Here is a 24,263-nt window from a genome sequence, read left to right on the forward strand (position 1 = left end):
GGGCCTGCCCGACAGGGCGGGGCCGCGGCAGGGCCGCGCAGGCGGCGAGAGGGAGTGGAGAATGGCCGAGATCGACCACATCGTGCTCGGGGCCCGCACGCTGGAGGAAGGCGCCGCCTTCATCGAGCAGCATCTCGGCGTCCGGCCGCGCAAGGGCGGAACGCATGAGGGTTTCGGCACGCACAACATGCTGCTCGGCCTCGGGCGCGGGACCTACCTCGAGATCATCGCGCCCGACCCGGCCCAGCCGGATCCGCCGCATGGCCGGCCCTTCGATCTCGACGACCCGTCGTTGAAGGTAGCGCTGGAGGCCGAGCCGCGGCTCATCGCCTGGGTGGCGCGCACGCCGCTGCTGGATGCCGTGGTCGCCCGCCTCGGCCACCGCGCCGGGGAGGTGAAGGAGATGTCGCGCGCCGACCTGCATTGGCGCATGGCCTTCCCGCCGCAGCGCCAGGACATGGACAACCTGATTCCGGCGCTGATCGAGTGGAAGGGGGAGGGTGCCTCCTCCCGCATCCCGGACAGCCATGTCCGCCTGCTGCAGCTCGAGGCCGAGCATCCGGAGGCGGAGGCCGTCAGGACGGCGCTCGCCGAACGGGGGCTGGAGGAGGCGATGCGGGTGCGCCGCAGCCCGCATGCCAGGCTGATCGCCCGGCTGAAGCGGGCCGACGGGCAGGAGGTCACGCTCAGCAGTGGCTGACCGGCATGCCGGGGGTGTCGCCCGCGCAGCGGTCCGGGCGGGCAGGGCCGCGAGTGCTGCGGCCCGCCTCGCCTGCGGGTCGCATGCCGGCCTGGCGACGCCTCCAGGGGGCGGGCTGCAGGGATCGTGGCCTGCCGGACGGGGTGGCCTCCGGCGCGGCCCCGGCGTCCCGGTCGGGCGCGCCGGCCGTCTTGTCCAGCCCACCTTCATCCCCGGCCCACGTGTGTGCTACACGCATTCTGCACCGGCCAGTGGCAGTCCGCCCGCCGGCTCACTCCTTGGGCGAGACGTATGCCGGTTCTACCGCGCGGGCTGATACTGCCAGACGCTGGCGGGGGGAAAGTTGAGTGGCGTCCAGGCTTCGCGCCGGGCGCTCAACCCGAGCTTGCCATAGGGCAGCGGCGAGGTGATGCAATAGGTGTAGAGCAGGAAGCCCTTCCCAGGGGCCACCGCCTCGACGGCCTGGACGAACCGGCGCTGCTGCTCGATCGGCAGCAGGACCAGCGGGATGCCGCAGATCGCCGTGCCGACGCGGCCGTGCAGGCGCTGCGGCAGGTCGCGCGCCAGTTCGAAGGCGTCGCCGCAGATGACGTTCACGCCGGGCAGGATCTCGCGCAGGTGCTCGGCCATCTCCGGCACGATCTCCACCACCACGAGCTTCTCCGGCGGCACGCCGGCGGCGAGCAGGGCGCGCGAGATGACGCCGGTGCCGGCGCCGAGCTCCAGCACCACCTCATCGGGCGCGCGGGTGACGAGGCCGGCGATCCGGTTGCAGAGGCTGGGCGAGGAGGGGATGACCGACCCCATCTGCAGCGGATTGGCGAGCCAGCGCCTGAAAAACAGCGCGGCATTCGTTGCCGTGCGCCTGTCCGCCTGGCCGCTCGCCGTCAATCCCGACATGCCGTTCTCCACCTTGATCCGAACACTGCCGGGCCCTGCCGGCGGTCAGTCTCTCTAGGGTCTGCGCGAAAGGCGGCGAAGGCCCTGGGCGGTTCCGTGGCAATCCCGGCGGCGGGATTTCACGGTGGTGTCATATGACGGCGCGAATCCTGGTCGTCGACGACATCCCGGCCAACCTCCGGCTCCTGGAGGCCAAGCTCCTCGCCGAATATTACGAGGTCGCCCTGGCATCCAGCGGTCCGGAGGCGCTCGCCGTCGCGGCGCGCTGGTCGCCCGACGTCATCCTGCTCGACGTCATGATGCCCGGCATGGACGGGTTCGAGGTCTGCCGCCGACTGAAGGCGCAGGACTCGACCGCCCACCTGCCGGTGGTCATGGTCACCGCGCTCATCGACCAGGCGGAGCGCGTGCGTGGCCTCGAGGCGGGCGCGGACGACTTCCTCTCCAAGCCGGTGGACGACGCGACCATGTTCGCCCGGCTGCGGGCCCTGCTGCGGGTGAAGCAGGTGCTCGATGCCTGGCGGCAGCGCAGCGAGACCGCGCGCCAGTTGGGCATCGAGCCGCCGCCGGAGCCGCATGCCGGCATCGAGGGCGCGCGGGCCCTGGTCCTGTCCCAGGCGGCCGACGAGGCGGGGCGGATCGCCGAGGCGCTCGCCGCCGACGGCGTCACCGTCCGGACCGAGACTGACCTCGAGGCGGCGCGCGGGATCCTGGTCGAGGGCGGCTTCGACCTGGCCGTGCTCTGCCTGCCGCCGGAGGGCGGCGAGGTGCTCCGCCTCGCCTCCCGCCTGCGGGCCGAGACGGCGACGCGCGACCTGCCGGTCCTGCTCGCGGCCGATCCCGGGCAGCGCGGCCTGGTGCTGCGCGGCTTCGACCTCGGCGCCAGCGACCATGTGCTGCGGCCCATCGACCCGAACGAGCTCCGCGCCCGCGCCCGCAACCAGATCCGCCGGAAGTGGTACCAGGAGAAGCTGCGGCACGACCTCGACCGCTCGCTCGAGCTCGCCGTCACCGATCCGCTGACCGGCCTGCGCAATCGCCGCTTCGTCCGCCGGCACCTCGAAGGCGTGCTGCGCGACACCGCTGCGGCAGTGATGCTGCTGGACGTGGACCGCTTCAAGGCGATCAACGACACCCATGGCCATGCCGCGGGCGACCTGGCGCTGAAGCATGTGGCGGACCGGCTGCGGTCGCATCTGCGCGCGGCCGACGTGCTCGCGCGCTATGGCGGCGAGGAGTTCATGGTCGTGCTGGCGAGTGCGCCGAAGGACTACGCCGCGGCGGTCGCCGAACGGCTGCGCCTGGCGATCGGCGGCACGCCGGTCCCGACCGGCGCCAAGGACCTGCCGGTCACCGTCAGCATCGGCCTTGCCATCGCGCCGGCGGGCTGTCCGGTCGCCAGCGTGATCGCCGCGGCGGATGCCGCGCTCTACCGCGCCAAGGCGGGCGGGCGGGACCGGGTGGAACAGGCGGCGCCGGACGATTTCAACGCGCCGCCGGAGTCGCAGGCGGAGAACTGACCGGCCGCGCATGCGAAAAGCGGCCGGGTCGCCCCGGCCGCCCTGCCGCCATCCTGCGGCGCTCCGCCATGCGGGCGCGGCGCCGCCGGTCGCCCGGCCGCGCCGCGGCGACTACTTGATCTTCGCTTCGCGGAAGACGACGTGCTTGCGGGCGACGGGGTCGTACTTCTTCTTCTCGAGCTTGCCGGTCATGTTACGGACGTTCTTCTTCGTGACGTAGAAGAAGCCGGTATCGGCGCTGCTGACGAGCTTGATCTGGATGGTATTGGCCTTGGCCATGGCGAAGCCTTCGCGTGAACGGTCTGCCGGACTGGCGGAAGACCGCGGACACTAGCGGCCGGGGGCGCCGCGTCAAGCGAAACCGCGCCCGGTGGCGTACCGGGACCCGGCTCAGCGGGCCAGGGCAGCGAGATAGGCCTCGGGCTGCTCGATCAGGGCGCGTGCCACGCCGCGGTCGGCCTCGCGGCCCTCGGCCGGTGGGCAGGTATTGCGCAGCGCCGTCACCTCGCTGCCCGGGACGGGCGCGCGGGCGGCGCGCAGCCGCGCCAGGGCCCGCCCCATTGGCGCCTCGCCCAGCCGCAGCCGCCCGAGCGCAGCCGTCGCCGCATCCGCGCCGAGGGCGGTGCAGACCGCCGGGAGCACGCCGAGTCCCTGGATCGGCCAGCCGCGCGGCGCCAGCACGCGGGACCAGGTGACCAGCAACTCCCCCCCGTTCGGCAGCGGCACCACCGCCTGGATCAGCCCCTTGCCGGTGGTCGCGCTGCCCACCACCACGCCCCGGCCGCGGTCCGAGAGCGCTGCCGCCACGATCTCGGCGGCCGAGGCGGTGCGGCCATCGACCAGCACCACCAGCGGCAGGCCGCGCGCCAGGTCCGGCCCGCCCGCGACATAGGTCCGCGCCGCATCCGGGTGCCGGCCGCTGGTCATCGCCACCACCCCGTCGGGGAGGAAGGCGCTGGCCACCGCCACCGCCTGGCCCAGCAGGCCGCCGCGGTTGCCGCGCAGGTCCAGCACCACGCCGCGCGGCCCGGCGGGGCGGAAGGCCTCGGTCAGCGCCTCCGCCAGCCGCAGGTCGGTGGCGCTGGAGAAGCCGTCGAGCCGCAGCCAGAGGATCTCGTCCTGCCGCTGCACATGCACCGTCTCAGGCGCCACCGTGCTGCGCAGGAGCAGCACGTTGAAGCGGCGCCGGCCGCGCTCCACCCGGAGCGCCACCTCGGTGCCCGCCGGTCCTTCCAGCAGCGCGGCGGCGGCGGCGAGGTCACGGGCCGAGAGTGGCTCGCCATCCACCTCCAGCACCCGGTCGCCGAGGCGCAGCCCGGCCTCGGCGGCGGGCGAGCCGGGCGTGACGGCGGCGATCCGCACTTCTTCCCGCCGCCCGGCGGCGAGGCGCAGCCCGAGGCCGCTCTGCCCGATCCGCCGCGCGCGCGCTGCCTGCGCCTCCTCCGGAGTCATGTAGCGGCTATAGGGGTCGAGGTGGTTGAACAGCTCCTCGAAGGCGCTGCGCAGCATCCGCTCCGGCCCCGCGCGCCGGATGGCGGGGGAGGCGCGCCAGGCGGCGTCGAACATGCCGGAAAGCGCGACCGAGAGCGGCAGCGCCGCGAGGTGCGGCGGGCCGGTCGCGGGCAGGGCGGGCATCGGCCGGGCCGAGAGCAGGCGGTCGGGCGCCGAGAGCAGCAGCGTGCCGCTCTGCAATTCGGTGCGGAAGGCCGGCTCCAGCACCTCGAGGCCCCGCATGCTCCAGAGGCCGAGCTCGGCCGGCGTCGCGGCCTCGAGGTGGCGTTCCAGCACCGCGCCCATGGCGGTGGCGAGCACCGCCTGCACCTGCTCGCGCGGGAAGAGCCCCTCCTGCGCCCGGGCGAGCGCCGGGGCGAGCAGGACCAGCAACAGGATCAGGAGCGGCGGCGCGCGCCTGCGGGCTTCGCGCGGCGCGGCGGCACGCCCTGCATCAGGTGGAAGACCATGCCGCCGGTGCGGGGCGTCGCCTCGACCAGCCTCGCCTCCACCGCCTGGCCCAGGGTGAAGGTGAGTCCGGTCCGCTGGCCCGACAGCATATGCCCGCGCTGGCCATGCCGTGCCTGGTCCTCGGTCCATCGGTCGTCCGGCAGCGACGCGAGGGGAACGATTCCGCTCGCGCCATTCGACTCCAGGGTGACGAACAGGCCGAAGCGTGTCACGCCACTAATGCGCGCCTCGAACACCTCTCCGATCCGCTGCGACATGAATGCCGCAAGGTAGCGCTCCACCGCGTCGCGTTCGGCCGCGGCGGCGCGGCGCTCGGTCTGGGTGATGTGCTCGCCGGTATCGGGGAAGCGCGCCGCTTCCGTCTCCTCCAGCCCGTCGGTGCCGAGCTTCAGGCCGCGGATGAGCGCGCGATGCACCAGCAGGTCGGCATAGCGCCGGATCGGGCTGGTGAAATGCGCATAGCGCGCCAGCGCCAGGCCGAAATGGCCGATATTGTCGGGGCCATAGGCGGCCTGGGACTGGGCGCGCAGCACCGTCTCGTGCACCAGCCGCTCCTCCGGCCGGCCGCGCACAAGGTCCAGCACATGCGCGAAGTTGCGCGGGTGCAACTGGTCGCCCGGCGGCAGCGCGATGTCGAAGGCCTCGAGGAATTGCCGGAGCCCTTCCAGCTTCTGGTCGGAGGGGCGGTCGTGGACCCGGTACATGCAGGGCTGGCCGAGCCGTTCCAGTTCCTCCGCCGCGCAGACATTGGCGGCGACCATGAACTCCTCGATGAGGCGGTGGCTGTCGAGCCGGGCGCGCGGCTCGACCCCGAGCACCCGGCCCCGGTCGTCGAGCCGCACGCGCCGCTCCGGCAGGTCGAGGTCGAGCGTGCCGCGGCGGTCGCGCGCCGCCTGCAAGGCGGCATAGGCGCCATGGAGCGCGCGGAGCGTCCCGGTCGGGTCCTCGCCGGCGTCATGGGCGGCCTGCACCTGCTCGTAGGTCAGGCGCGCGGCGCTCTGCATGATGGCGCGTCCGAAGCGGTGCGAGGCTTTCGTGCCGCCGGCATCGAAGCGCATCTCGACGAAAAGGCAGCCGCGCGGCTCGCCCGGGCGCAGGCTGCACCAGCCATTGGACAGCGCCTCGGGCAGGATGGGCACGACGCGGTCGGGGAAGTAGACGCTGTTGCCGCGCGCCCAGGCCTCGCGGTCGAGCGCGCTGCCCGGCGTCACGTAATGCGCGACATCGGCGATGGCGACGATCACGCGCCAGCCGCTCCCGTCCGGCTCCGCCCAGACGGCGTCGTCGAAGTCGCGCGCATCCTCGCCGTCGATCGTCACCAGCGGGATGTCGCGCAGGTCCTCCCGCCCGCGGGCGGCGACGCCGGTCGCGCGCTCCGCCTCCCGCACCGCCTCGGCCGGGAAGACTTCCGGGATGCCATGGGCGTGGATGCAGATGAGGGAGATGGACTTCGCCTCGCCCATGCGGCCCAGGCGCTCGACGATCCGTGCCGGACGGAGACCGAGGGGACGTCCGGGCAGCGGCTCGGCGAGGACGATCTCGCCCGGCTCGGCGCCGCCGTTCTCGCCCGGCGGGACGGCCCATTCGGCGCGGTGCCGGCGGTCCGTCGGGATGATCCGGCCTTCCTCGTAGATGCCGAGCACGCGGGCCGGCGTGCCGCTGCCGACGCGCTTGACCGTGGTGCCCTCGTACTTCCCGGCGCCGATCGGCTTCAGTTTCGCCAGGACCCGCTCGCCGGGGGCGAGGGCGGCCTGCCCGGCGCGCTCCGGCCGCATGAAGATGACCGGCATGCGGCCCTGCACCTCCGGCTTCCAGCCGAGCGGGCGGGCGATCGGGTCGCCGTCCGGGTCGGTGCCGGTCACCTCGATCACTGCCATCTCCGGCAGGCGGCCGGGGGCCGAGACGCCGCGCCGGCCCGCGGGCTGGGCGGAGCCGTCCTCCTTCAGCGCGCGCAACAGCTCCCGCAGCGCCGGGCGCTGGTCGGATGAGAGGCCGAAATGGCGGGCGATCTCGGTCTTGCCGGTCTTGCCGGGGCTGGCGCGGAGGAAGCGCCGCAGCTCCTCCTTCGAGGGCAGGGGCGCCTCGCCCTCCGCCGGCCGGGGCCGGGGCGGGGGGAGGGAGGCGCCGCCTGGGGGGCGGCGCGCCATCTCAGGCCTTCTTCTTCGGCGCGGACTTCTTCGCAGCCGTCGCCTTGGCGGCGGGCTTCTTCGCCGCGGGCTTGGCCGCGGCTGCGGGCTTGCGGGCGGAGGCCGCAGCCTTGCGGGCCGGGGCCTTGCGCGCGGCGGGCTTGGCCGGCGCCTCCTCGGTCGCCTCGCCATTCGGCGCGGCGCGCTTCGGTGCCGCCTTGGCCTTGCCCTTGGCCCCGGCCTTGCCCTTCGGCGCCAGCGCCTTGCCCTTCTCGGCCAGCAGGGTGACGACCTCCTCGAGGGTCGCATCCTCCATGGCGAGGTTGCGCGGCAGGTTGGCCACCGTCTTGCCGTGCTGGGCATAGGGGCCGAAGCGGCCCTTGCGTATTTCCACCGGCGCGCCGTCCTTCGGATGCGGGCCGAGGACGCGCACCTTCGCCCGCGCCTTGGCCAGCAGCTCCATCGCCCGGTTCATGCCGAGCGAGAGGACGTCATCCCCAGGCTCGAGCGACTGGAAGATGCTGCCGACCTTGATGTAGGGGCCGAAGCGGCCGAGGCCGGCCTGGATCTCCTCGCCGCTCTCCGGGTCGCGGCCGATCACCCGCGGCAGCGAGAGCAGCCGCAGCGCCCGGTCGAGGTCGAGCGTGTCCGGGTCCATGTCCTTGGTCAGGCTGGCGCGGCGCGGCTTGGTGGGCTTGCCCTTGTCATCCGTGCCGCCCTCGCCGAGCTGGACATAGACGCCATAGGGGCCGCGGCGGACCGTGACCTGCTCGCCGGTGGCGGGATCGCGGCCCAGCTCGCGCGGGCCGTCGGAGAGGCCGGTCGTGCCCTCGCCATCCGCGCCGGGCGCGATGAGCGGGCGGGTATAGCGGCATTCCGGGTAGTTGGAGCAGCCGATGAAGGCGCCCGTCCGGCCGAGCCGCAGGCCGAGCCGCCCGCTCGAGCAGGCCGGGCAGACACGCGGGTCGGTGCCGTCGCCGCGGTCGGGGAAGAAATGCGGCCCGAGCTCCTCGTCCAGCGCGTCGATGACGTCGCTGATCTTGAGGTCCTTGGTGGCATCGACCGCGCGCTTGAACTCCTCCCAGAAGGCCCGCATGACCGCGCGCCAGTCGATCCTGCCGGCGGAGATGTCGTCGAGCTGCTCCTCGAGGCCGGCGGTGAAGCCGGTATCGACGTAGCGCTCGAAGAAATGGACTAGGAAGGTCGTCACCAGCCGGCCGCGGTCCTCCGGGATGAAGCGGCGCTTGTCCAGCTTCACGTAGTCCCGGTCCTGCAGGGTCTGCAGGATGGAGGCATAGGTGGAGGGGCGGCCGATGCCGAGCTCCTCCATCTTCTTGACCAGCGAGGCCTCGGAATAGCGCGGCGGCGGCTGGGTGAAGTGCTGGTTGGCCGCGACCTCGCCGCGCTTGAGCGGGTCCTTCTCCCGCATCGGGGGCAGGGTGCGGCTGTCCTCGTCTTCGCCCGCGGCGGCGCCGGTGATGCCGGCGCGGGCATCGGCGGCGCGGTCGTCCTCGTCCTCCCGGTAGAGCTTGAGGAAGCCGTCGAAGGCGATGACGGAGCCGGTCGCGCGCAGGATGGTCTTCTTCGCGGCATCGGCGATCTCGACCGTGGTCTGGTCGAGCTCGGCGGATTGCATCTGCGACGCGACCGCGCGCTTCCAGACCAGCTCGTAGAGCCGGCGCTGCCGCTCGTCGAGGAAGCGGGCGACCTTCTCCGGCGTGTTGCGGACATCGGTCGGGCGGATCGCCTCATGCGCCTCCTGCGCGTTCTTGGCCTTGGAGGTGTATTCGCGCGGCGCACCGGGCAGGTAGTCGGCGCCGAAGGCGCCCTTCACATGGTCGCGGATGGCGGCGATGGCCTCGCGGGCCATCTGCACGCCATCCGTCCGCATATAGGTGATCAGGCCGACGGTCTCGCCGGCGATGTCCACGCCCTCGTAGAGCTGCTGCGCCGTCCGCATGGTCTGCTGCGCGCCCATGCCGAGCTTGCGGGAGGCTTCCTGCTGCAGGGTGGAGGTGGTGAAGGGCGGCGGCGGGTTGCGCCGGACGCGGCGCTTCTCGACCGAGAGTACGGAGAAGGTGCCGGCTTCGACGGCGGCCTTGGCGCGGAGCGCGCTGGCCTCGTCCGGCAGGTCGAACTGCTCGAGCTTCCGGCCGTCCAGATGCGTCAGCCGGGCGGTGAACCAGGCGCCGATCGGGGTCGCGAACTTGCCCTCGACGGTCCAGTACTCGCGGGCCTTGAAGGCCTCGATTTCGGCCTCGCGCTCGCAGATCAGCCGCAGCGCGACCGACTGCACGCGCCCGGCCGAGCGGCTGCCCGGGAGCTTGCGCCAGAGCACCGGCGAGAGGGTGAAGCCGACGAGGTAGTCGAGCGCGCGGCGCGCGAGGTAGGCGTCGATCAGCGGCGCGTCGAGGTCGCGCGGATGGTCGATGGCGTACTGGACGGCGCGCTTGGTGATCTCGTTGAAGGTGATGCGCCGGACCTCGACGCCCTTCAGCGCGCCCTTGCGGGCCAGCATGTCCTGGACATGCCAGGAGATCGCCTCACCCTCCCGGTCCGGGTCGGTGGCGAGGAAGAGGCGGCGGGCGCCGCGGAGCGCGCGGGCGATCTCGTTGACCTGCCGCTCGCCGCGGTCCTCGGACTCCCAGTCCATGGCGAAGTCCTCCTCCGGACGGACGGAGCCGTCCTTCGGGGGGAGGTCGCGGACATGGCCGAAGCTCGCCAGCACCGTGAAGTCCCGGCCGAGATACTTGTTGATGGTCTTGGCCTTGGCGGGGCTCTCGACGACGACGACGTCCGGCATGGACTCCAACACATCCTGTGGCCGCCCCCATGGGACGGAGATTGGCGGCGGGCGACGAGCGGGCGGGCCCGGGGGTCCCGTCCTAGCCCTGTCCGGTGAGCGCCACCCGGTTGCCCGGCAGCAACTCCACCCGTCCGGCCAGTTCGAGATCAAGCAGGATCGCCTGGATCGCGGAGGGCGACAGGTGGCAGCGCCGCACCACCTCGTCAACCGCTATCGGACTGGTTCCAAGAAGATCAAGCACTTGCGCCGCATCGCCGGGCGGCTCGGGTGCCGCGGCCATGGAGTCCTCCGCCGGTTCGGCCGCCGTCCAGGCCGGCGAGGCGGCGAAGAGCGGGGCGTCGCGCGGCGCCTCGGGCAGGTGGGCGAGCACGTCCTCCGCCGACTCGGCGAGGTGGGCGCCCTGGCGGATCAGGTCGTTGGAGCCGCGGCAGCGCGGGTCGAGCGGGCTGCCGGGGACGGCGAAGAGTTCCCGCCCCGCCTCCAGCGCCAGGCGGGCGGTGATCAGGCTGCCGGAGCGCGGCGCCGCCTCGATCACCACGACGCCGAGGGAGAGGGCGGCGACGATGCGGTTGCGGCGGGGGAAGTGGCGGGCGAGCGGGGCGGTGCCGAGCGGGGCCTCGGCGAGGACGGCGCCGCCTCCGGCGGCGATCCGTTCCTGCAACCCGGCATGTTCCGGCGGGTAGGGCTGGTCGAGGCCGCCGGCGACGCAGGCGATGGTGCGGCCGCGGCGGAGCGCGCCGAGATGCGCCGCGGCATCGATGCCGCGGGCGAGGCCGGAGACAACGGCGAGGCCGGCGGCGGCGAGGGCCTCCGCCAGGTCCTCGGCGATGCGGCGGCCGGCGGCGGAGGCGTTGCGGGCGCCGACCAGGGCGACGGCGCGCGGGGCCAGTGCCGCCGGGTCGCCGAGGAGCGCTAGGACGGGCGGCGCATCCTCCTGCATGGCCAGCAGCGGCGGGTAGGGCGGCTCCCCGGCGAAGAGGAGGCGGGCGCCCATGCGGTGCAGCGCGCCCATCTCGCGCCGCGCCTCGGCCTCCGGGCAGAGGGCGAGGGGCGTGCCGCGGCGGGCGGCGAGGCGCGGCAGCGCGGCGAGGGCGGCCTGGGCGCTGCCATGGCGCTCGAGCAGCCGGCGGAAGGTCAGCGGGCCGATGCCGTCGGTGCGGGCGAGGCGGAGGCGGGCCAGGGCCTCGGCCGGGGAGAGGATGTCGGCGGTCAGCACGCGACCGCCCCGACATGGCCGGCCTCGGCACAGGCGAGGATGCGGGCGTCACGGGTGACGAGCGGCAGGCCGAGGTGGCGGGCGGTGGCGATCAGGGCGCGGTCGGCGGGATCGCGGTGCGGGTCGCTCGGGAGGAATTCGGTATCGACCGCGATCTCCGGCGTGAAGGGCGCCAGGCGGATGCCGGGGCCGCGCAGGGCGGCGGCGAACCAGGATTTCGGGTCCGGCAGGAACAGCGGTGATCGGGCCGCGCGGCGCCGCGCCAGGCAGGCGATCTCCCAGGCGGAGATCAGCGAGATGTGGACTTCACCTGCCTCCGCAGCGGCGCGGATCGCCCCGAGAGCCGGGGAGAGCATGGGGCTGGCGGTGGCGACCCAGATCAGCGCGCAGGTGTCGAGGAGCACGCCCCTGGCCGCCATCGTCCGCGGGGCCTCAGTCCTCGAAGCGGTCCTGCTCCTCGGCGAGGAAGCGTTCGAGGACCGGGGCGGTCAGGTCGTAACCCGGCGGGATCACGACCGAGCCCCGCATGAAGCCATAGATGTCGGCGCCGGCTGTCGGTGCGGCCTCCGGCGGGGTCAGGATGGCCACGACCTGCCCGCCCCGCGTCACCTCGACCCGGTCGAGCCCGCGCGCGCCAAGCCCTTCGACCAGCGCCGGAACGCTCGCCTGGAACTCCGCTTCGTCGATCGTCAGGGTCTGCGGCATGGCCCGTCGTGCTCCTCGCGGGCCACAATATACGAAGAGGTGGTTACGAAATCCACAACCGTGTGACGGACGCGCAACGACTCGGGGTCGCGAAGCGTCAGGCCCTCCGGCCGATCCGCGGCTCCGTCCCGGCCAGCAGCCGCTCAATGTTCGGCCGGTGCCGCCAGATCACCAGGGCGGCGATGCCTGCGGCGAAGAGCGCCAGGTCCCACCGCCCGGCGACCGCCGCGATGACCGGCGCGGCGGCGCAGGCGGCGATGGCGCCGGCCGAGGAGATCCGGGTGGCGAAGGCGGTCGCCAGCCAGACCAGCGCGGCGCCGAGGCCGAGCCACCACGCCGCCGCCAGCAGCACGCCGCCGCCGGTCGCCACCCCCTTGCCGCCCTTGAAGCCCAGCCAGACCGGGAAGGCATGCCCCAGCATGGCGCCGAAGCCGGCCAGCAGCCCCGCCGTCTCGCCCCAGAGCGCCGCGGCGAGGAGCAGCGCGGCGACCCCCTTCAGCAGGTCGAGCAGGAGCGTCGCCGCGGCGAGCGGCTTGTTGCCGGTACGCAGCACATTGGTCGCCCCGATATTGCCCGAGCCGATCTGCCTGATGTCGCCGAGTCCCGCGGCCCTGGTCAGCACCAGGCCCCAGGGGATGGAGCCGAGCAGGTAGCCGAAGGCAAGCGCCAGCACCCCGGTCATCCGAAGACCCTCCGCCCGGCCTTCCAGGTGCCGACCACCCTTCCCTCCAGGGCGCGGCCGTCGAAGGGCGAGTTCTGCGCCTTGCCCGGCAGCAGCCCGGCCTTCACCTGCCAGCCGCGCTCGAGGTCGATCAGCACCAGGTCGGCCGGCGCCCCCTTGGCCAAGCGACCGGCCGGCAGGCCGAGCAGCGCGGCAGGCTTCGCCGTCAGCAGGTCCAGCGCCTGCAGCAGCGGCATATCGCCGCCATGGACGCGCGCGAGCGTCACGCCGAGCAGCGTGGCAAGGCCGGCGCCCCCGGCCTCGGCCTGGGCGAAGGGCAGGCGCTTGTCGTCGGCGTCGCGCGGCTGGTGGTCGGAGGCGATGGCGTCGATCGTGCCGTCCTTGAGCGCCGCGACCACGGCCAGCCGATCGGCCTCCGGCCGCAGCGGCGGGGAGAGTTTGGCATAGGTCCGCCAGTCGCCGATCGCCGTCTCGTTCAGGTCGAAATAGGGCGGGGCGGTGTCGCAGGTGACGGCGAGCCCCTCAGCCTTCGCCGCCCGGATCAGGTCGAGCGCCGCGGCGGTGCTGACATGGGCGAAATGCACATGGCCTTGGGTGATGCGGGCGAGGGCGATGTCGCGCGCCACCATGATCGCCTCGGCCGCCGGCGGGATGCCGGGCAGGCCGAGCCGCGTCGCCAGCTCGCCCTCGGTCGCGGCGCCACCGGCGGCGAGGCTCGGTTCCTCCGGATGCTGGACGATGAAGCTGCCGAAGGCCCGGGCATAGGAGAGGGCGAGGCGCATGGTCCGCGCATTGCCGATGGCGCGGCGGCCATCGGTGAAGGCGATGGCCCCGGCCTCCTTCAGCAGGCCGAATTCGGCGAGCTCCTTGCCCTCGCAGTGCTTGGTCGCGGCGCCATAGGGGAGGAGGGTGATGGAGCCCGTCGCCTCGCCGCGGCGGAGCGCGAACTGCACCAGCGCGGGGTCGTCCAGCGCCGGGTCGGTGTCCGGCAGGGCGCAGAGCGTGGTGATGCCGCCGGCGGCGGCGGCCTGGGCGGCGGAGGCGATGGTCTCGCGGTGCTCGTGCCCCGGCTCGCCGATGGCGGCGCGCAGGTCCACCAGGCCCGGGGCGAGGCAGAGGCCGTCGCAGGCCACCACCTCAGCGCCCTCCGGCCGGCCGAGGCCCTGGCCGTGGTCGAGGATCAGGCCGTCGCGGACCAGCAGGTCGCCGACGGCATCGAGGCCGGTCGCGGGGTCGAGCAGCCGCGCGCCGGCGAAGATCAGGTCAGACATTCCGCCGCAGGTCCCGCGCCAGCACGTCCAGCACCGCCATCCGGCAGGCGACGCCCATCTCCACCTGCTCGCCGATCACGCTGCGCTCCGCGTCGTCGGCGATGGCGCTGTCGATCTCGATGCCGCGGTTCATTGGCCCCGGGTGCATGACGATGGCGTCGGGCTTCGCCACGGCCAGCTTCTCCCGGTCCAGGCCGAAGAAGCGGAAGAACTCGCGCGAGGAGGGGACGAGGCCGCCCGTCATCCGCTCCTTCTGCAGGCGGAGCATCATCACCACGTCGGCGCCGGCGAGGCCGGCCCGCATGTCGTGGAAGACCTCGACGCCGAGGCGCGTGGCCTCGGCCGGGATCAGCGTCGGCGGGCCGACCACGCGCACGCGGGCATTCATCGCCGTCAGCAGATGGATGTTGCTCCGCGCGACGCGGCTGTGCAGCACGTCGCCGCAGATGGCGACGACCAGCCCCTCCAGCCTTCCCTTGCGGCGGCGGATGGTCAGCGCGTCCAACAGCGCCTGGGTCGGGTGCTCATGCGTGCCGTCGCCGGCATTGATGACGCTCGCCGACACCTTCTGGGAGAGCAGGGCCGGCGCGCCGGACTGGGCGTGGCGGACCACCAGCAGGTCGCAATGCATGGCGTTCAGGGTGGTCGCCGTGTCGATCAGCGTCTCCCCCTTGTTCACGCTGCTGGTCGAGACGGACATGTTGATCACGTCCGCGCCCAGCCGCTTGCCCGCCAGCTCGAAGCTGGTGCGGGTGCGGGTGCTGTCCTCGAAGAAGAGGTTGATCAGCGTGCGGCCCTTCAGCAGGTCGCGCTGCGTCTTCCCGGACCTGTTGAGCAGCGCATAGCTCTCGGCGAGGTCGAGCAGGGCGCCGATATGCGGCGGCTCCAGCCCCTCGATGGCGAGCAGGTGCCCGCCGGGGAGGATGCGGTAGGAGAAGGACATGAAGGGACAGCGACTCCGCTCCGGCCGGGACTTGGTGTAGCGCCCCGCGCGCGCCGGGGGAAATCCCGTGCCTTGACGCCGCGCCTGCGCAACGGGGAGGTTTCCCGCTGCGGCACGGGCAGCGGAAAGCCGCCCGGCTAACGGGGGAGGAACGGACCATGGCGGATCGGGGCCGGACGCGGCGCGTCCTGCTGGCGGGACTCGGGGGGCTCGGCCTGGCGCGCGGCGCGGTGGCGCAGGGCGGCTATCCGGACCGGCCGGTGCGGATCATCGTCCCCTTCGCCGGCGGCGGCGGCAACGACGTGCTGGTGCGGCTCTACGGCCAGAAGCTCTCGGAAAGGCTCGGCCAGCCCTTCGTCGCGGAGAACCGCCCCGGTGCCGGCGGCCAGGTGGGGACGGAGCAGGCCATTCGCTCCCGCCCGGATGGCTATACGCTGGTGGTGAACCCCTCGAGCCCGGTGCTCGCCAATCCCGGCAGCACCGAGCCGGCCTATGACCAGACCCGCGACCTCGCGCCCATCGCCGTCCTGGCGACCTTCCCGACCTTCGTGCTGGTGGCGCCGGGCAGCCCGCACCGGAGTCTGCAGGACCTGCTGGCCTGGGCGAAGGAGGAGCCCGGTCGCGCCACCTACGGCTTCGGCGGCCTGTCCTTCCAGTTCCTGGCCGAGCAGATCGCCCATCGGGCGGGGGCGAAGATGCAGGCGGTGCTCTACCGGGGGAGCCAGGACGCGATCAACGCGGTGTCCGCGGGCGACCTGACGATGGCGCTGACCGATCCGGGGCCGGCCTTGGCGGCGCTCGATGGGAAACGGGTGCGGGCGCTGGCGGTCTCCACCGCGCAGCGCTGGCCGCGGCTGCCGGAGGTGCCGACGGTCGCCGAGCAGGGCTTCCCCGGCCTCGGGCAGGCCAACTGGATCGGGCTGCTGGCGCCGGCCGGGACGCCGGAGCCGATCCTGGCGCGGCTGGAGGCGGCGGTGGCTGAGGCGGCGAGGGCGCCGGACGTCGCGGAGCGGCTGCGGCCGATGGGGATGGAGCCGGACGGGACCGGCCGCGCCGGCTTCCGTGCGATGATCGAGGCGGACAACCGGCTGTGGCGGGAGGTGGCGAAGGAGGCCGGGATCAGCCTGAGCCGCTGAACCGCCCGCCGGGCCCGTCAGTGCGCGTGCCGCCGCAGGAATGCGACCACCCTTGCCTCCTGCTGCGCCAGGTGGTCCGGCCCGCGCCAGTCGGCCAGCACCTCCACGCCCGGCAACAGCCGCGCCAGCTCCGTGCTGGTCACCGCCGGATGCGGGATGTCGGTCCCCGGCAGCAGGAAGCTCGGCACCGGGCAGGCGCGGCAGAAAGCGCGGTCCACGCTGAAGACGAAGTCGCCGGCCCACATGCGCCGGCCGAAGGCCGCGAGGGCGTCCTCGGACAGGTCCGGCCGGGCGGCGCGCTGCTCGCGGCTCCACTCGGCATGGCTGTCCGGGAAATAGGCGGGATGCTCCGGGTTGAAGCCGATCGGGTTCTGCAACACCGCGCAGGCGATGCGGTCCGGCGCCACCTCCACCGCCTTCAGGCAGAAGCTCCCGCCGATGCAGCCGCCGAGCACGGCGAAGCGCCGGAAGCCCAGATGGTCCATCAGTGCCAGGTGGTCGGCGGCATAGCTGTGCCAGCCATGGTCCGCCTCGATCGCCGTGCGGGACTCGCCGGCATTGCGCTGGTCCATGGCGATGGCGGCGAAGCCGGCGGCGGGCAGGGCCCGGATCCAGTCCACCCAGGGCCGCGCCGGCCCGCCGGGCGGCGAGGGCCACATGGCGCGGCGGGAGCGAAGCCCGCCCGGGGCGAAGAGGAGGACCGGGAAGCCCTCCCCATGGACCTCGTAGGCGATGGTGCCGTCGGGGCGGGTCAGCGTCGGCATGGCATGTCCTCCCTGCTGGGAGGGAGTCCGGCCCGCGCCGGGAAGGCTGTCAATCGTCCCGGCGCGGCGCCGTCGCGTCCAGCGCCGCCTGCAGGGTATAGGCCGCCGCCGCCGCATCCACCGCGGCCGCCCGCTTCGCGCGCGTCATGTCCGCCTCGATCATCGCCCGGTTGACGGCGGAGCTCGACAGCCGCTCGTCCCAGAGCGCCACGGGCAGGCCCGTGGCCTCGCCCATCGCCATGGCCCAGTCCTTTGCCGCCTGGGCCGCCGGGCCGAAGGACCCGTCCATCCCGAGCGGCAGGCCGACCACCAGGCCCCCGGCGCCCTCCTTCCGGGCGATCGTCGCCACCTCGGCGGCATTGGCGCGCAGCTTGCCGCGTTTGATCGATCCATAGGGCGAGGCGAGCATCAGCAAGACGTCGGACAGCGCCACGCCGATCAGCTTCGATCCCGGATCGAGGCCGATCAGCCGCTGTCCCCGGGGCAGGCCGGCGCGCAATTCGGTCAGGTTGAAGACGGGCATGGCGGCCGTTATAGCCCTGAGACTGCCTGCTTCTGGAATTCCCGCATGTCCCTCGACACCGCCACGGTGAGGCGCATCGCCTCCCTTGCCCGCATCCGGCTGGAGGAGGAGGAGGTCGGCCGCATGCAGGCCGAGCTCAACGGCATCCTCGGCTGGATCGAGCAATTGCAGGCGGTGGACACCGAGGGGGTCGAGCCCATGGCGGGCGGCGGCGCCGTCGCGCTCCGCATGCGCGACGACGTCGTCACCGATGGCGGCATCCCCGAGCAGGTCCTGGCGAATGCGCCGGATCGTGCCAGCAACTACTTCGCCGTGCCGAAGGTGGTGGAATAATGCACCCGACCGATTTCACCCTCCGCGGCGCGATCGAGGCGCTGAACGAAGGCCTCGTCAGCAGCGAGGAACTGACCCGCGCCCATCTCGACGCGATCGAGGCGCTGAACCCGCGGCTGAACGCCTATATCACCGTCATGGCCGAGCAGGCGCTGGCCCAGGCCAGGGCGAGCGATGCCCGGCGGAAGGAAGGGATCTCCGGCCCGCTCGAGGGCGTGCCGCTGGCGATCAAGGACCTCTTCTGCACGGCGGGCACGCCGACCACCGCGGGCAGCCGGATCCTCGGCAATTTCGTCCCGCCCTATGAGAGCACGGTCAGCGGCAACCTGCTGCGCGACGGCGCCGTCTTCCTCGGCAAGGTGAACCTCGACGAGTTCGCCATGGGCTCGTCGAACACCACCAGCGCCTTCGGGCCGGTGGAGAACCCCTGGTCCCGCGCCAACGACCCCGACACGCGCCTGGTGCCGGGCGGCTCCTCCGGCGGCTCGGCGGCCGCCGTCGCGGCGCGGCTGGCGCTGGGGGCCACGGCGACGGATACCGGCGGCTCCATCCGCCAGCCCGCCGCCTTCTGCGGCATCGCCGGCATCAAGCCGACCTATGGGCGCTGCAGCCGCTGGGGCATCGTCGCCTTCGCCTCGTCGCTCGACCAGGCCGGGCCGGTCGCGCGCACGGTCGAGGACTGCGCTATCCTGCTGAAGTCCATGGCGGGCTTCGACCCGAAGGACAGCACCTCGGCCGACGTCCCGGTGCCGGATTTCGCCGCCGCCTGCGCCCGCGGCGTGAAGGGGCTGCGCATCGGCGTGCCGAAGGAGTACCGGCTGGAGGGCATGCCGGCCGAGATCGAGGCGCTATGGGAGCAGGGCCTGCAATGGCTGCGCGACCAGGGCGCCGAGACGGTCGAGATCAGCCTGCCGCACACCAAATATGCCCTGCCGACCTACTACATCGTCGCGCCGGCCGAGGCTTCCTCGAACCTCGCCCGCTATGACGGCGTGCGCTTCGGCCTGCGCGAGACGGCGAAGGACAGCGACCTCAAGGACCTCTACGAGCGCAGCCGCGCCGCCGGCTTCGGGCCGGAGGTCAAGCGCCGCATCATGATCGGCACCTATGTGCTGAGCCACGGCTACTACGACGCCTATTACCTCAAGGCGCAGAAGATCCGGGCGCTGATCAAGCGCGACTTCGACCAGGCCTTCGCGGGCGTCGATGCCATCGTCACCCCGGCGACGCCGAGCGCGGCCTTCGGGATGGACGAGAAGCAGGACGACCCGGTGACGATGTACCTGAACGACGTCTTCACCGTGACGGCCAACCTCGCGGGCTTGCCGGGCCTTGCCGTGCCGGCGGGGCTGGACGCGCAGGGCCTGCCGCTGGGGTTGCAGGTGATCGGCCGCGCCTTCGACGAGGAGACGGTCTTCGCCGTCGGCGCCGCGATCGAGACGGCGGCCGATTTCAAGGCGCTGCCGCGGCTGAGGGCGGGGGTGTGACGCCAGCGGCCCGCCCGGTCACGCAAGGGTCGCGGGTCGCCGCCACCGGCGTCAAGGACGCTGCGCGCCGGCTTCGCCGGTCGCCTTCGGCGATCCTTGACTCCGGCGACGCCGACCCGCGATGGGGGGATCTGGCCGGGACGGAGGAACGGCTGCCTCGACCGAACGGAGGAACAGGGGAGGAGCTTTGCCTGGCGGCGACCTTCGACCTGATCCGGTCGGTGGCGGAGGCGCGGCACTTCCTAAGCTACGGCGATGTCGCCGCGGCCAGCGGCGTGCCGTGGAACGCCGCGCGGCGGCGCATGGACCCGCACCTCTTCGACCTCTGCCGGCGGGCGACGGCGCGCGGCTGGCCGCTGCTCTCGGCCCTGGTCGTGGACAAGCCCAGCGTTGCGCATGGCGCCATGCGCGGCAGGCCGCTGGTCGGCTTCGCCCGCGCCGCCGAGCGCTGCGGGCGCATCATCGGCGGCGATGCCGCCTCCTTCCTGGCGGACGAGCAGCAGCACGTCTTCGCCTGGGCAGCCAAGGAACAAGGCCATGTCCTTCACGCTTGAGGGCCGCACCGGCCCCTGGGAGATCGTCGTCGGCCTGGAAGTCCATGCCCAGGTGACGAGCAACGCCAAGCTGTTCAGCGGCGCGGCCACCGCCTTCGGGGCGGAGCCGAACACGCAGGTCAGCTTCGTCGATGCCGGCTTCCCCGGCATGCTGCCGGTGATCAACCGCGAATGCGTGGCGCAGGCGGTGCGCACGGGCCTCGGCCTGAAGGCGCAGATCAACCTGTGGTCCCGCTTCGACCGCAAGAACTACTTCTATGCCGACCTGCCGCAGGGCTACCAGATCAGCCAGTACGCACACCCCATCGTGGGCGAGGGCAAGATCGAGATCGAGCTGCAGGACGGCAGCACCAAGACCATCGGGATCACCCGCCTGCATCTCGAGCAGGATGCGGGCAAGTCGCTGCACGACCAGCACCCGACCAAGTCCTATATCGACCTGAACCGCTCCGGCGTCGCGCTGATGGAGATCGTCTCCGAGCCCGACATGCGCAGCCCCGAGGAGGCCGGCGCCTACCTGACGAAGCTGCGGCAGATCCTGCGCTACCTCGGCACCTGCGACGGCAACATGGACGAGGGCTCGATGCGGGCGGACGTCAATGTCTCCGTCCGCAAGTCGGGCGAGGGCTACCGCACACGCTGCGAGGTGAAGAACGTCAACTCCATCCGCTTCGTCATGCAGGCGGTGGAGGCCGAGGCGCGCCGGCAGATCGAGGTCTGGGAGGAGGGCGGCACGGTCGAGCAGGAGACGCGGCTCTTCGATACCGGCCGCGGCGTCACGCGCTCCATGCGCTCCAAGGAGGATGCGCATGACTACCGCTACTTCCCCGACCCGGACCTGCCGCCGCTGGTCATCGAGCAGTCCTGGGTGGAGCAGCTCAAGGCCAGCCTGCCGGAACTGCCGGACGAGCGCCGCGCCCGCTACGTCGCCATGGGCCTGTCGCCCTACGACGCGCATGTGCTGACGCTCGAGAAGGAGACGGCCGCCTATTTCGAGACGGTGGCCAAGGGCCGCGACGCCAAGATCGCGGCGAACTGGGTGATGGGCGACCTCTTCGCCGCCATCAACCGCACGAAGACCAGCATCGCCGAGCCGCCGATAAAGGCGGAGTACCTCGGCACCCTGCTCGACCTGATGAAGGACGGCACGCTGTCCGGCACGCTGGCCAAGGCGGTGTTCGAGGCGATGGTGGAGACGGGCAAGTCGCCCGGCGCGATCGTCGAGGAGCGTGGCCTGCGCCAGGTGACGGATGCCGGCGCTATCGAGCGCATCGTCGCCGGCGTGCTGGAATCGAATGCCGACAAGGTGGCCGAGTACAAGTCGGGCAAGGAGAAGCTGTTCGGCTTCTTCGTCGGCCAGACCATGAAGGCCATGCAGGGCAAGGGGAACCCCGCCCTGGTGAACGACGCGGTGAAGAAGCTGCTCGGCTGACGCCGCCTGGCGGCTGCCAGACTCGGAAAAATAGATGGGGGCCCGGGGGAATACCTTCCCCCGGACTCTTTTTTCAGCCTGTTTTCCGGATCCCTGTGAACAGCGGCGGCCCCTTCGGCATCCCGACCAGCGTCTTCCGGTAGGCCACCGGCTGGGCGAAGAGGCCGAGCGGCACGAACATCGCCTGCTCCATCGCCAGCACCTGGATGTCGCGCGCCACGGCCTTCTGCGCCGACTCGTCCGGCGCATCCAGCCAGGCCTGTCGCAACTCCTCCATCCGCGGGATGTCCGGCCAGCCAATGCCGGCGCGCAGCCCGTTGGCGCGCAGCGCCGTGAAGACGGCCGGGTTCATCAGGTCGAAGCCCGAGGAGTAGATGCAGTAGCAGTTCCACCCGCCCTCCGCGGGTGGGCGGCGCACCGGGAAGCGCTGGTTGGCGGTGCCCCAGTCCGTGGCGACGTAGTCGAGGTTGATGCCGAGCTGGCGCATCACCTCGGCCGTCACCTCGGAGACGGCATTGATCCGCGGCACGTCCGTGCCGGCCAGCATCACCACCCGTTCCCCCTTGTAGCCGGCCTGCTGCAGCGCGCGCCGCAGGGCAGGGAGGTCGGGCTTGCGCTTGAGGTGGTCGAGTCCGGCCTCGCTCGCCATCGCGGTGCCGGGCGGGAAGACGCCGACATCGGCGCGCCAGAGGGAAGGTTCCTGGCCCGCCACCGCCTCCATGCAGTCGTGCTGGCTGATCGCCTGCAGCAGCACGCGGCGGATCGCCGGGTTGTCGAAGGGCGGATGCAGGTGGTTGAAGCGGAGATGGCCGACGAGGCCCCAGGGGTCCTTCACCTCCACCGCGATGTCGCGCGAGCGGCGCAGGACCGGCAGCAGGTCGATCAGCGGCTGCTCCACCCAATCCACCGACCCCGCCTGCAGCGCGGCGGCGGCGGTGGCAGGGTCGGGGATGACCTGGAACTCGATGCGGTCGAGGTGCGCGATCCGGGGCCCCGCCGTCATGCCGGGCACGCCGTCGGGGCGCGGGACATAGGCCTCGTGCCGGGCATAGGCGAGGCGCGCGCCGGGCACGCGCTCCTGCGGCAGGAAGCGCCAGGGGCCGCTGCCGATCGCCTCCGGCACCTGGGTGAAGGCATCGAGGCTCGCCAGGCGCTCCGGCATGATGACGGGCACCAGCGCGCTCGGCCGCGCGAGGGCGGCGGGCAGGAGCGGGAAGGGCCGCTTCAGCCGGAACTCGATCGTCCGGTCATCGGTGGCCGCGAGTTCGTCGGTTGCCGCCATCAGCGCCTGGCCGAAGCCGTCCCGCTTCGCCCAGCGGTTCAGGCTGGCGACGCAGTCTCGCGCCAGGACCGGCGTGCCGTCGTGGAAGCGGAGCCCGTCGCGCAGCGTCAGCCGCCAGCGCTTCCCGTCTTCCTCCACCGCATGGCCGGCGACCATCTGCGGCTGCGGCGCGAGCGATTCGTCCACGCCGTAGAGCGTCTCGAAGACCAGATGCGCATGGGTGCGGGTGGCGTAATTCGTGCTCCAGATCGGATCGATGATCGCCACGTCGGCATAGGGCACGAAGCGCAGGATCCGCGTCTCGTCCGCCAGGGCGAGACGCGGGGTGGCGATCAGGCCGGCAGCGGCCAGGAGCGTTCGTCGGTACAAGGTGCTCTCCCGTCGGGGGACTGGGAGAGCAAGCAAGCGCGGGGCCAGGGGGGCGGCCCCGGTGGTCGTGCCCTCAGGCGAGGGCGGGCAGCGCCTCGTTCGTCTCGCGCGCCATCGAGGGGATGATCACCGCATCGGCCAGGGCCCAGGTGCCGGTGGCGACGAAGCCGAGCAGGCCGAGGCCGCTCCAGATCAGCGGAATGGACAGCACCGTGATGGCCGCCATGCCGGCGCCGGACAGGCTGCGGCCGAGATAGAGCCGGTGCAGGCCGAAGAGGCCGAAGCAGGCCAGCAAAAGGTAAGCAAGCCCCACCGATTTCCGGCGCGAGCCAAGCAACATCACCGCATCCATACCCCTAATCCCCCTTGGCGGCCGTTCGGTCCCCACACGAAACGGCGCCGATGAAAAAATGCTGCAGGGCCACGCGCTTGGGAAGGCGTTTCGCGTGACCTCCTTCGACCTGTGGTGTCACGTGGCAACGGCGCCACGCCCGCTGGCCTCGCCGCGTCGGACGGCTTCCGGTAGGCTTGACCGGGAGAGACGTCCCGCACGGAGCAACGCATGATCGAGCTTTGGACCTGGAACACCCCGAACGGCCGCAAGATCAGCGTGGCCCTCGAGGAAATGGGCCTGCCCTACCGGGTGAAGACCGTCGACATTACGAAAAACGAGCAATTCAATCCGGAATTCCTCAAGTTCAGTCCCAACAACCGGATCCCCGCCATCGTCGATCCGGACGGCCCGAGCGGGCAGCCCATCACGGTGTTCGAGAGCGGCGCGATCCTGCTCTACCTCGCCGAGAAGACCGGCAAGTTCATGCCGAAGGATCTCAGGGCCCGGGTACCGGTCTATGAATGGCTGATGTGGCAGATGGGCGGCTTCGGCCCCATGCCGGGGCAGGTGCACCATTTCCTCATGCAGCCGGACGGGCCGGCGAAGGAGTATGGGCTGAAGCGCTACCACGCCGAGACCAGGCGGCTCTACGGCGTGCTCGACCGGCGGCTGGCCGGGCGCGACTACGTGGCGACCGAGGGCGAGCCGAGCATCGCCGACTTCGCCATCCTCGGCTGGGCCTGGCGGCATGAGCGGCACCAGGTGCCTTTCGACAACCTGCCCCATGTCGGCGCCTGGTATGCCCGGATGATGGCGCGGCCGGCGACGGCGAAGGGATTCGAGGTGGCGCTGTCCTGACCGGCGCGCCCGACCTGCACGGAGGCGGGCCGTAGCGTTTGACGCCCGGCCCGCCCGCCTGTAAGACCGCGCCTGCATACGTCGTGAGCCTGTCACACCTGCGGAGGGGTGGCCGAGTGGCTGAAGGCGACGGTTTGCTAAACCGTTATAGGGGGTCAACCTCTATCGTGGGTTCGAATCCCATCCCCTCCGCCACCAGCGCCGGTTATGTCGCTGTTTTTGACGGGTTCTCCGTTTCGTTGCCGGCGGTCTCCGCACAATCCTCCACACATTCGAGGATACCTTGCTCAGCCGGCCCTTAAAGGCTGTCAGGGACTGAGTGACATCCCCGATATGGGGTATGTCTGCTGAGGTCTGCAC

23 protein-coding genes and 1 tRNA gene are annotated in these 24,263 nt (G+C 72.4%); 9 read left to right on the forward strand and 15 right to left on the reverse strand.

The genetic code is table 11. The features are described from left to right. The first annotated feature begins 61 nt into the window (after positions 1–61). Positions 62–700 (forward strand): VOC family protein, encoded by a 639-nt coding sequence (locus Q7A36_RS08720; RefSeq protein ID WP_305103294.1) that lies wholly within the window; start codon positions 62–64, stop codon positions 698–700. Positions 701–1,000: 300 nt separating this feature from the next. On the opposite strand, the gene Q7A36_RS08725 is transcribed toward Q7A36_RS08720, so the two are convergent. Further along, positions 1,001–1,600 carry a class I SAM-dependent methyltransferase gene (locus Q7A36_RS08725; RefSeq protein WP_305103295.1) on the reverse strand — a complete coding sequence of 200 codons (600 nt, stop codon included), beginning with the start codon at positions 1,598–1,600 and terminating at the stop codon, positions 1,001–1,003. A 134-nt stretch (positions 1,601–1,734) separates the two neighbouring features. On the opposite strand from Q7A36_RS08725, the gene Q7A36_RS08730 reads away from it, so the two are divergent. Next, complete coding sequence (locus Q7A36_RS08730; RefSeq protein ID WP_305103296.1) at positions 1,735–3,120, forward strand: PleD family two-component system response regulator; 1,386 nt, start codon at positions 1,735–1,737, stop codon at positions 3,118–3,120. 111 nt (positions 3,121–3,231) lie between these two features. On the opposite strand, the gene rpmG is transcribed toward Q7A36_RS08730, so the two are convergent. From rpmG to Q7A36_RS08780, 10 genes are all read right to left on the reverse strand, one after another. Beyond that, a complete protein-coding gene (gene rpmG / locus Q7A36_RS08735; RefSeq protein WP_133223649.1) occupies positions 3,232–3,399 on the reverse strand; it encodes a 50S ribosomal protein L33 in 168 nt (55 codons plus the stop codon). Positions 3,400–3,510: 111 nt separating this feature from the next. Beyond that, the gene (locus Q7A36_RS08740; RefSeq protein ID WP_305103297.1) at positions 3,511–5,004 is read right to left on the reverse strand and encodes a S41 family peptidase; all 1,494 of its coding nucleotides are present in this window, start codon (positions 5,002–5,004) and stop codon (positions 3,511–3,513) included. Between the two features lie 5 nt (positions 5,005–5,009). Then, complete coding sequence (gene rnr, locus Q7A36_RS08745; RefSeq protein WP_305103298.1) at positions 5,010–7,229, reverse strand: ribonuclease R; 2,220 nt, start codon at positions 7,227–7,229, stop codon at positions 5,010–5,012. 1 nt (position 7,230) lies between these two features. Continuing rightward, positions 7,231–10,011, reverse strand: coding sequence for a type I DNA topoisomerase (gene topA / locus Q7A36_RS08750; RefSeq protein WP_305103299.1), 2,781 nt, complete (start codon positions 10,009–10,011; stop codon positions 7,231–7,233). A gap of 82 nt (positions 10,012–10,093) precedes the next feature. Then, positions 10,094–11,230, reverse strand: a complete 1,137-nt coding sequence (dprA, locus tag Q7A36_RS08755; protein ID WP_305103300.1) for a DNA-processing protein DprA — start codon at positions 11,228–11,230, stop codon at positions 10,094–10,096. Then, positions 11,224–11,649: a type II toxin-antitoxin system VapC family toxin gene (locus Q7A36_RS08760; protein WP_305103301.1), complete on the reverse strand. Its 426-nt coding sequence runs from the start codon at positions 11,647–11,649 to the stop codon at positions 11,224–11,226. Before Q7A36_RS08760 ends, dprA begins: the two co-directional genes overlap by 7 nt. 13 nt (positions 11,650–11,662) lie before the next feature. Then, entirely contained in the window at positions 11,663–11,935 is a 273-nt protein-coding gene (locus tag Q7A36_RS08765; protein WP_305103302.1) for a hypothetical protein, read from the reverse strand. A gap of 97 nt (positions 11,936–12,032) precedes the next feature. Further along, on the reverse strand, positions 12,033–12,617 hold the full coding sequence (plsY, locus tag Q7A36_RS08770; protein ID WP_305103303.1) for a glycerol-3-phosphate 1-O-acyltransferase PlsY: 585 nt from the start codon (positions 12,615–12,617) through the stop codon (positions 12,033–12,035). Further along, positions 12,614–13,888: a dihydroorotase gene (gene pyrC / locus Q7A36_RS08775; RefSeq protein WP_305103304.1), complete on the reverse strand. Its 1,275-nt coding sequence runs from the start codon at positions 13,886–13,888 to the stop codon at positions 12,614–12,616. The genes plsY and pyrC overlap by 4 nt, the downstream gene beginning before the upstream one ends. Beyond that, a complete protein-coding gene (locus Q7A36_RS08780; protein ID WP_305103305.1) occupies positions 13,881–14,831 on the reverse strand; it encodes an aspartate carbamoyltransferase catalytic subunit in 951 nt (316 codons plus the stop codon). Before Q7A36_RS08780 ends, pyrC begins: the two co-directional genes overlap by 8 nt. Positions 14,832–14,989: 158 nt before the next feature. On the opposite strand from Q7A36_RS08780, the gene Q7A36_RS08785 reads away from it, so the two are divergent. Further along, the gene (locus tag Q7A36_RS08785; RefSeq protein WP_305103306.1) at positions 14,990–15,967 is read left to right on the forward strand and encodes a tripartite tricarboxylate transporter substrate binding protein; all 978 of its coding nucleotides are present in this window, start codon (positions 14,990–14,992) and stop codon (positions 15,965–15,967) included. 17 nt (positions 15,968–15,984) lie between these two features. Here the strand turns inward: Q7A36_RS08785 and Q7A36_RS08790 are convergent, their stop codons facing one another. Continuing rightward, positions 15,985–16,731 (reverse strand): alpha/beta fold hydrolase, encoded by a 747-nt coding sequence (locus tag Q7A36_RS08790; protein ID WP_305103307.1) that lies wholly within the window; start codon positions 16,729–16,731, stop codon positions 15,985–15,987. A 49-nt stretch (positions 16,732–16,780) separates the two neighbouring features. After that, on the reverse strand, positions 16,781–17,254 hold the full coding sequence (gene ruvX / locus Q7A36_RS08795; protein WP_305103308.1) for a Holliday junction resolvase RuvX: 474 nt from the start codon (positions 17,252–17,254) through the stop codon (positions 16,781–16,783). 45 nt (positions 17,255–17,299) lie between these two features. Here ruvX and gatC point away from each other — a divergent pair, with 45 nt between their 5' ends. From gatC to gatB, 4 genes are all read left to right on the forward strand, one after another. Next, on the forward strand, positions 17,300–17,587 hold the full coding sequence (gene gatC, locus Q7A36_RS08800; RefSeq protein ID WP_305103309.1) for an Asp-tRNA(Asn)/Glu-tRNA(Gln) amidotransferase subunit GatC: 288 nt from the start codon (positions 17,300–17,302) through the stop codon (positions 17,585–17,587). Further along, entirely contained in the window at positions 17,587–19,074 is a 1,488-nt protein-coding gene (gatA, locus tag Q7A36_RS08805) for an Asp-tRNA(Asn)/Glu-tRNA(Gln) amidotransferase subunit GatA (RefSeq protein ID WP_305103310.1), read from the forward strand. The genes gatC and gatA overlap by 1 nt, the downstream gene beginning before the upstream one ends. A gap of 221 nt (positions 19,075–19,295) precedes the next feature. Beyond that, positions 19,296–19,628 carry a hypothetical protein gene (locus Q7A36_RS08810; protein ID WP_305103311.1) on the forward strand — a complete coding sequence of 111 codons (333 nt, stop codon included), beginning with the start codon at positions 19,296–19,298 and terminating at the stop codon, positions 19,626–19,628. Beyond that, positions 19,612–21,060 (forward strand): Asp-tRNA(Asn)/Glu-tRNA(Gln) amidotransferase subunit GatB, encoded by a 1,449-nt coding sequence (gene gatB, locus Q7A36_RS08815; RefSeq protein ID WP_305103312.1) that lies wholly within the window; start codon positions 19,612–19,614, stop codon positions 21,058–21,060. The genes Q7A36_RS08810 and gatB overlap by 17 nt, the downstream gene beginning before the upstream one ends. Positions 21,061–21,133: 73 nt before the next feature. Here the strand turns inward: gatB and Q7A36_RS08820 are convergent, their stop codons facing one another. Continuing rightward, the gene (locus Q7A36_RS08820) at positions 21,134–22,711 is read right to left on the reverse strand and encodes an ABC transporter substrate-binding protein (RefSeq protein WP_305103313.1); all 1,578 of its coding nucleotides are present in this window, start codon (positions 22,709–22,711) and stop codon (positions 21,134–21,136) included. 73 nt (positions 22,712–22,784) lie between these two features. After that, a complete protein-coding gene (locus Q7A36_RS08825; protein ID WP_305103314.1) occupies positions 22,785–23,063 on the reverse strand; it encodes an NINE protein in 279 nt (92 codons plus the stop codon). 210 nt (positions 23,064–23,273) lie between these two features. Here Q7A36_RS08825 and Q7A36_RS08830 point away from each other — a divergent pair, with 210 nt between their 5' ends. Beyond that, the gene (locus Q7A36_RS08830; protein ID WP_305103315.1) at positions 23,274–23,903 is read left to right on the forward strand and encodes a glutathione S-transferase family protein; all 630 of its coding nucleotides are present in this window, start codon (positions 23,274–23,276) and stop codon (positions 23,901–23,903) included. Between the two features lie 102 nt (positions 23,904–24,005). Next, positions 24,006–24,098: transfer RNA gene (locus tag Q7A36_RS08835), tRNA-Ser, on the forward strand. Positions 24,099–24,263: the final 165 nt, after the last annotated feature.

The organism is Paracraurococcus lichenis (assembly GCF_030657435.1).
Taxonomy (GTDB): Bacteria; Pseudomonadota; Alphaproteobacteria; order Acetobacterales; family Acetobacteraceae; genus Paracraurococcus; species Paracraurococcus lichenis.

What these genes read in the sequence shown, in the direction of transcription:
- Q7A36_RS08830 (WP_305103315.1), top strand. Translation starts at nt 23,274, where the DNA reads ATGATCGAGCTTTGGACCTGGAACACCCCGAACGGCCGCAAGATCAGC.
- ruvX (WP_305103308.1), bottom strand. Translation starts at nt 17,254, where the DNA reads ATGCCCGTCTTCAACCTGACCGAATTGCGCGCCGGCCTGCCCCGGGGA.
- rnr (WP_305103298.1), bottom strand. Translation starts at nt 7,229, where the DNA reads ATGGCGCGCCGCCCCCCAGGCGGCGCCTCCCTCCCCCCGCCCCGGCCC.
- topA (WP_305103299.1), bottom strand. Translation starts at nt 10,011, where the DNA reads ATGCCGGACGTCGTCGTCGTCGAGAGCCCCGCCAAGGCCAAGACCATC.
- Q7A36_RS08730 (WP_305103296.1), top strand. Translation starts at nt 1,735, where the DNA reads ATGACGGCGCGAATCCTGGTCGTCGACGACATCCCGGCCAACCTCCGG.
- Q7A36_RS08765 (WP_305103302.1), bottom strand. Translation starts at nt 11,935, where the DNA reads ATGCCGCAGACCCTGACGATCGACGAAGCGGAGTTCCAGGCGAGCGTT.
- rpmG (WP_133223649.1), bottom strand. Translation starts at nt 3,399, where the DNA reads ATGGCCAAGGCCAATACCATCCAGATCAAGCTCGTCAGCAGCGCCGAT.
- gatC (WP_305103309.1), top strand. Translation starts at nt 17,300, where the DNA reads ATGTCCCTCGACACCGCCACGGTGAGGCGCATCGCCTCCCTTGCCCGC.
- Q7A36_RS08825 (WP_305103314.1), bottom strand. Translation starts at nt 23,063, where the DNA reads ATGGATGCGGTGATGTTGCTTGGCTCGCGCCGGAAATCGGTGGGGCTT.
- Q7A36_RS08720 (WP_305103294.1), top strand. Translation starts at nt 62, where the DNA reads ATGGCCGAGATCGACCACATCGTGCTCGGGGCCCGCACGCTGGAGGAA.
- Q7A36_RS08725 (WP_305103295.1), bottom strand. Translation starts at nt 1,600, where the DNA reads ATGTCGGGATTGACGGCGAGCGGCCAGGCGGACAGGCGCACGGCAACG.
- Q7A36_RS08785 (WP_305103306.1), top strand. Translation starts at nt 14,990, where the DNA reads ATGGCGGATCGGGGCCGGACGCGGCGCGTCCTGCTGGCGGGACTCGGG.
- Q7A36_RS08780 (WP_305103305.1), bottom strand. Translation starts at nt 14,831, where the DNA reads ATGTCCTTCTCCTACCGCATCCTCCCCGGCGGGCACCTGCTCGCCATC.
- Q7A36_RS08790 (WP_305103307.1), bottom strand. Translation starts at nt 16,731, where the DNA reads ATGCCGACGCTGACCCGCCCCGACGGCACCATCGCCTACGAGGTCCAT.
- gatA (WP_305103310.1), top strand. Translation starts at nt 17,587, where the DNA reads ATGCACCCGACCGATTTCACCCTCCGCGGCGCGATCGAGGCGCTGAAC.
- pyrC (WP_305103304.1), bottom strand. Translation starts at nt 13,888, where the DNA reads ATGTCTGACCTGATCTTCGCCGGCGCGCGGCTGCTCGACCCCGCGACC.
- Q7A36_RS08760 (WP_305103301.1), bottom strand. Translation starts at nt 11,649, where the DNA reads ATGGCGGCCAGGGGCGTGCTCCTCGACACCTGCGCGCTGATCTGGGTC.
- plsY (WP_305103303.1), bottom strand. Translation starts at nt 12,617, where the DNA reads ATGACCGGGGTGCTGGCGCTTGCCTTCGGCTACCTGCTCGGCTCCATC.
- gatB (WP_305103312.1), top strand. Translation starts at nt 19,612, where the DNA reads ATGTCCTTCACGCTTGAGGGCCGCACCGGCCCCTGGGAGATCGTCGTC.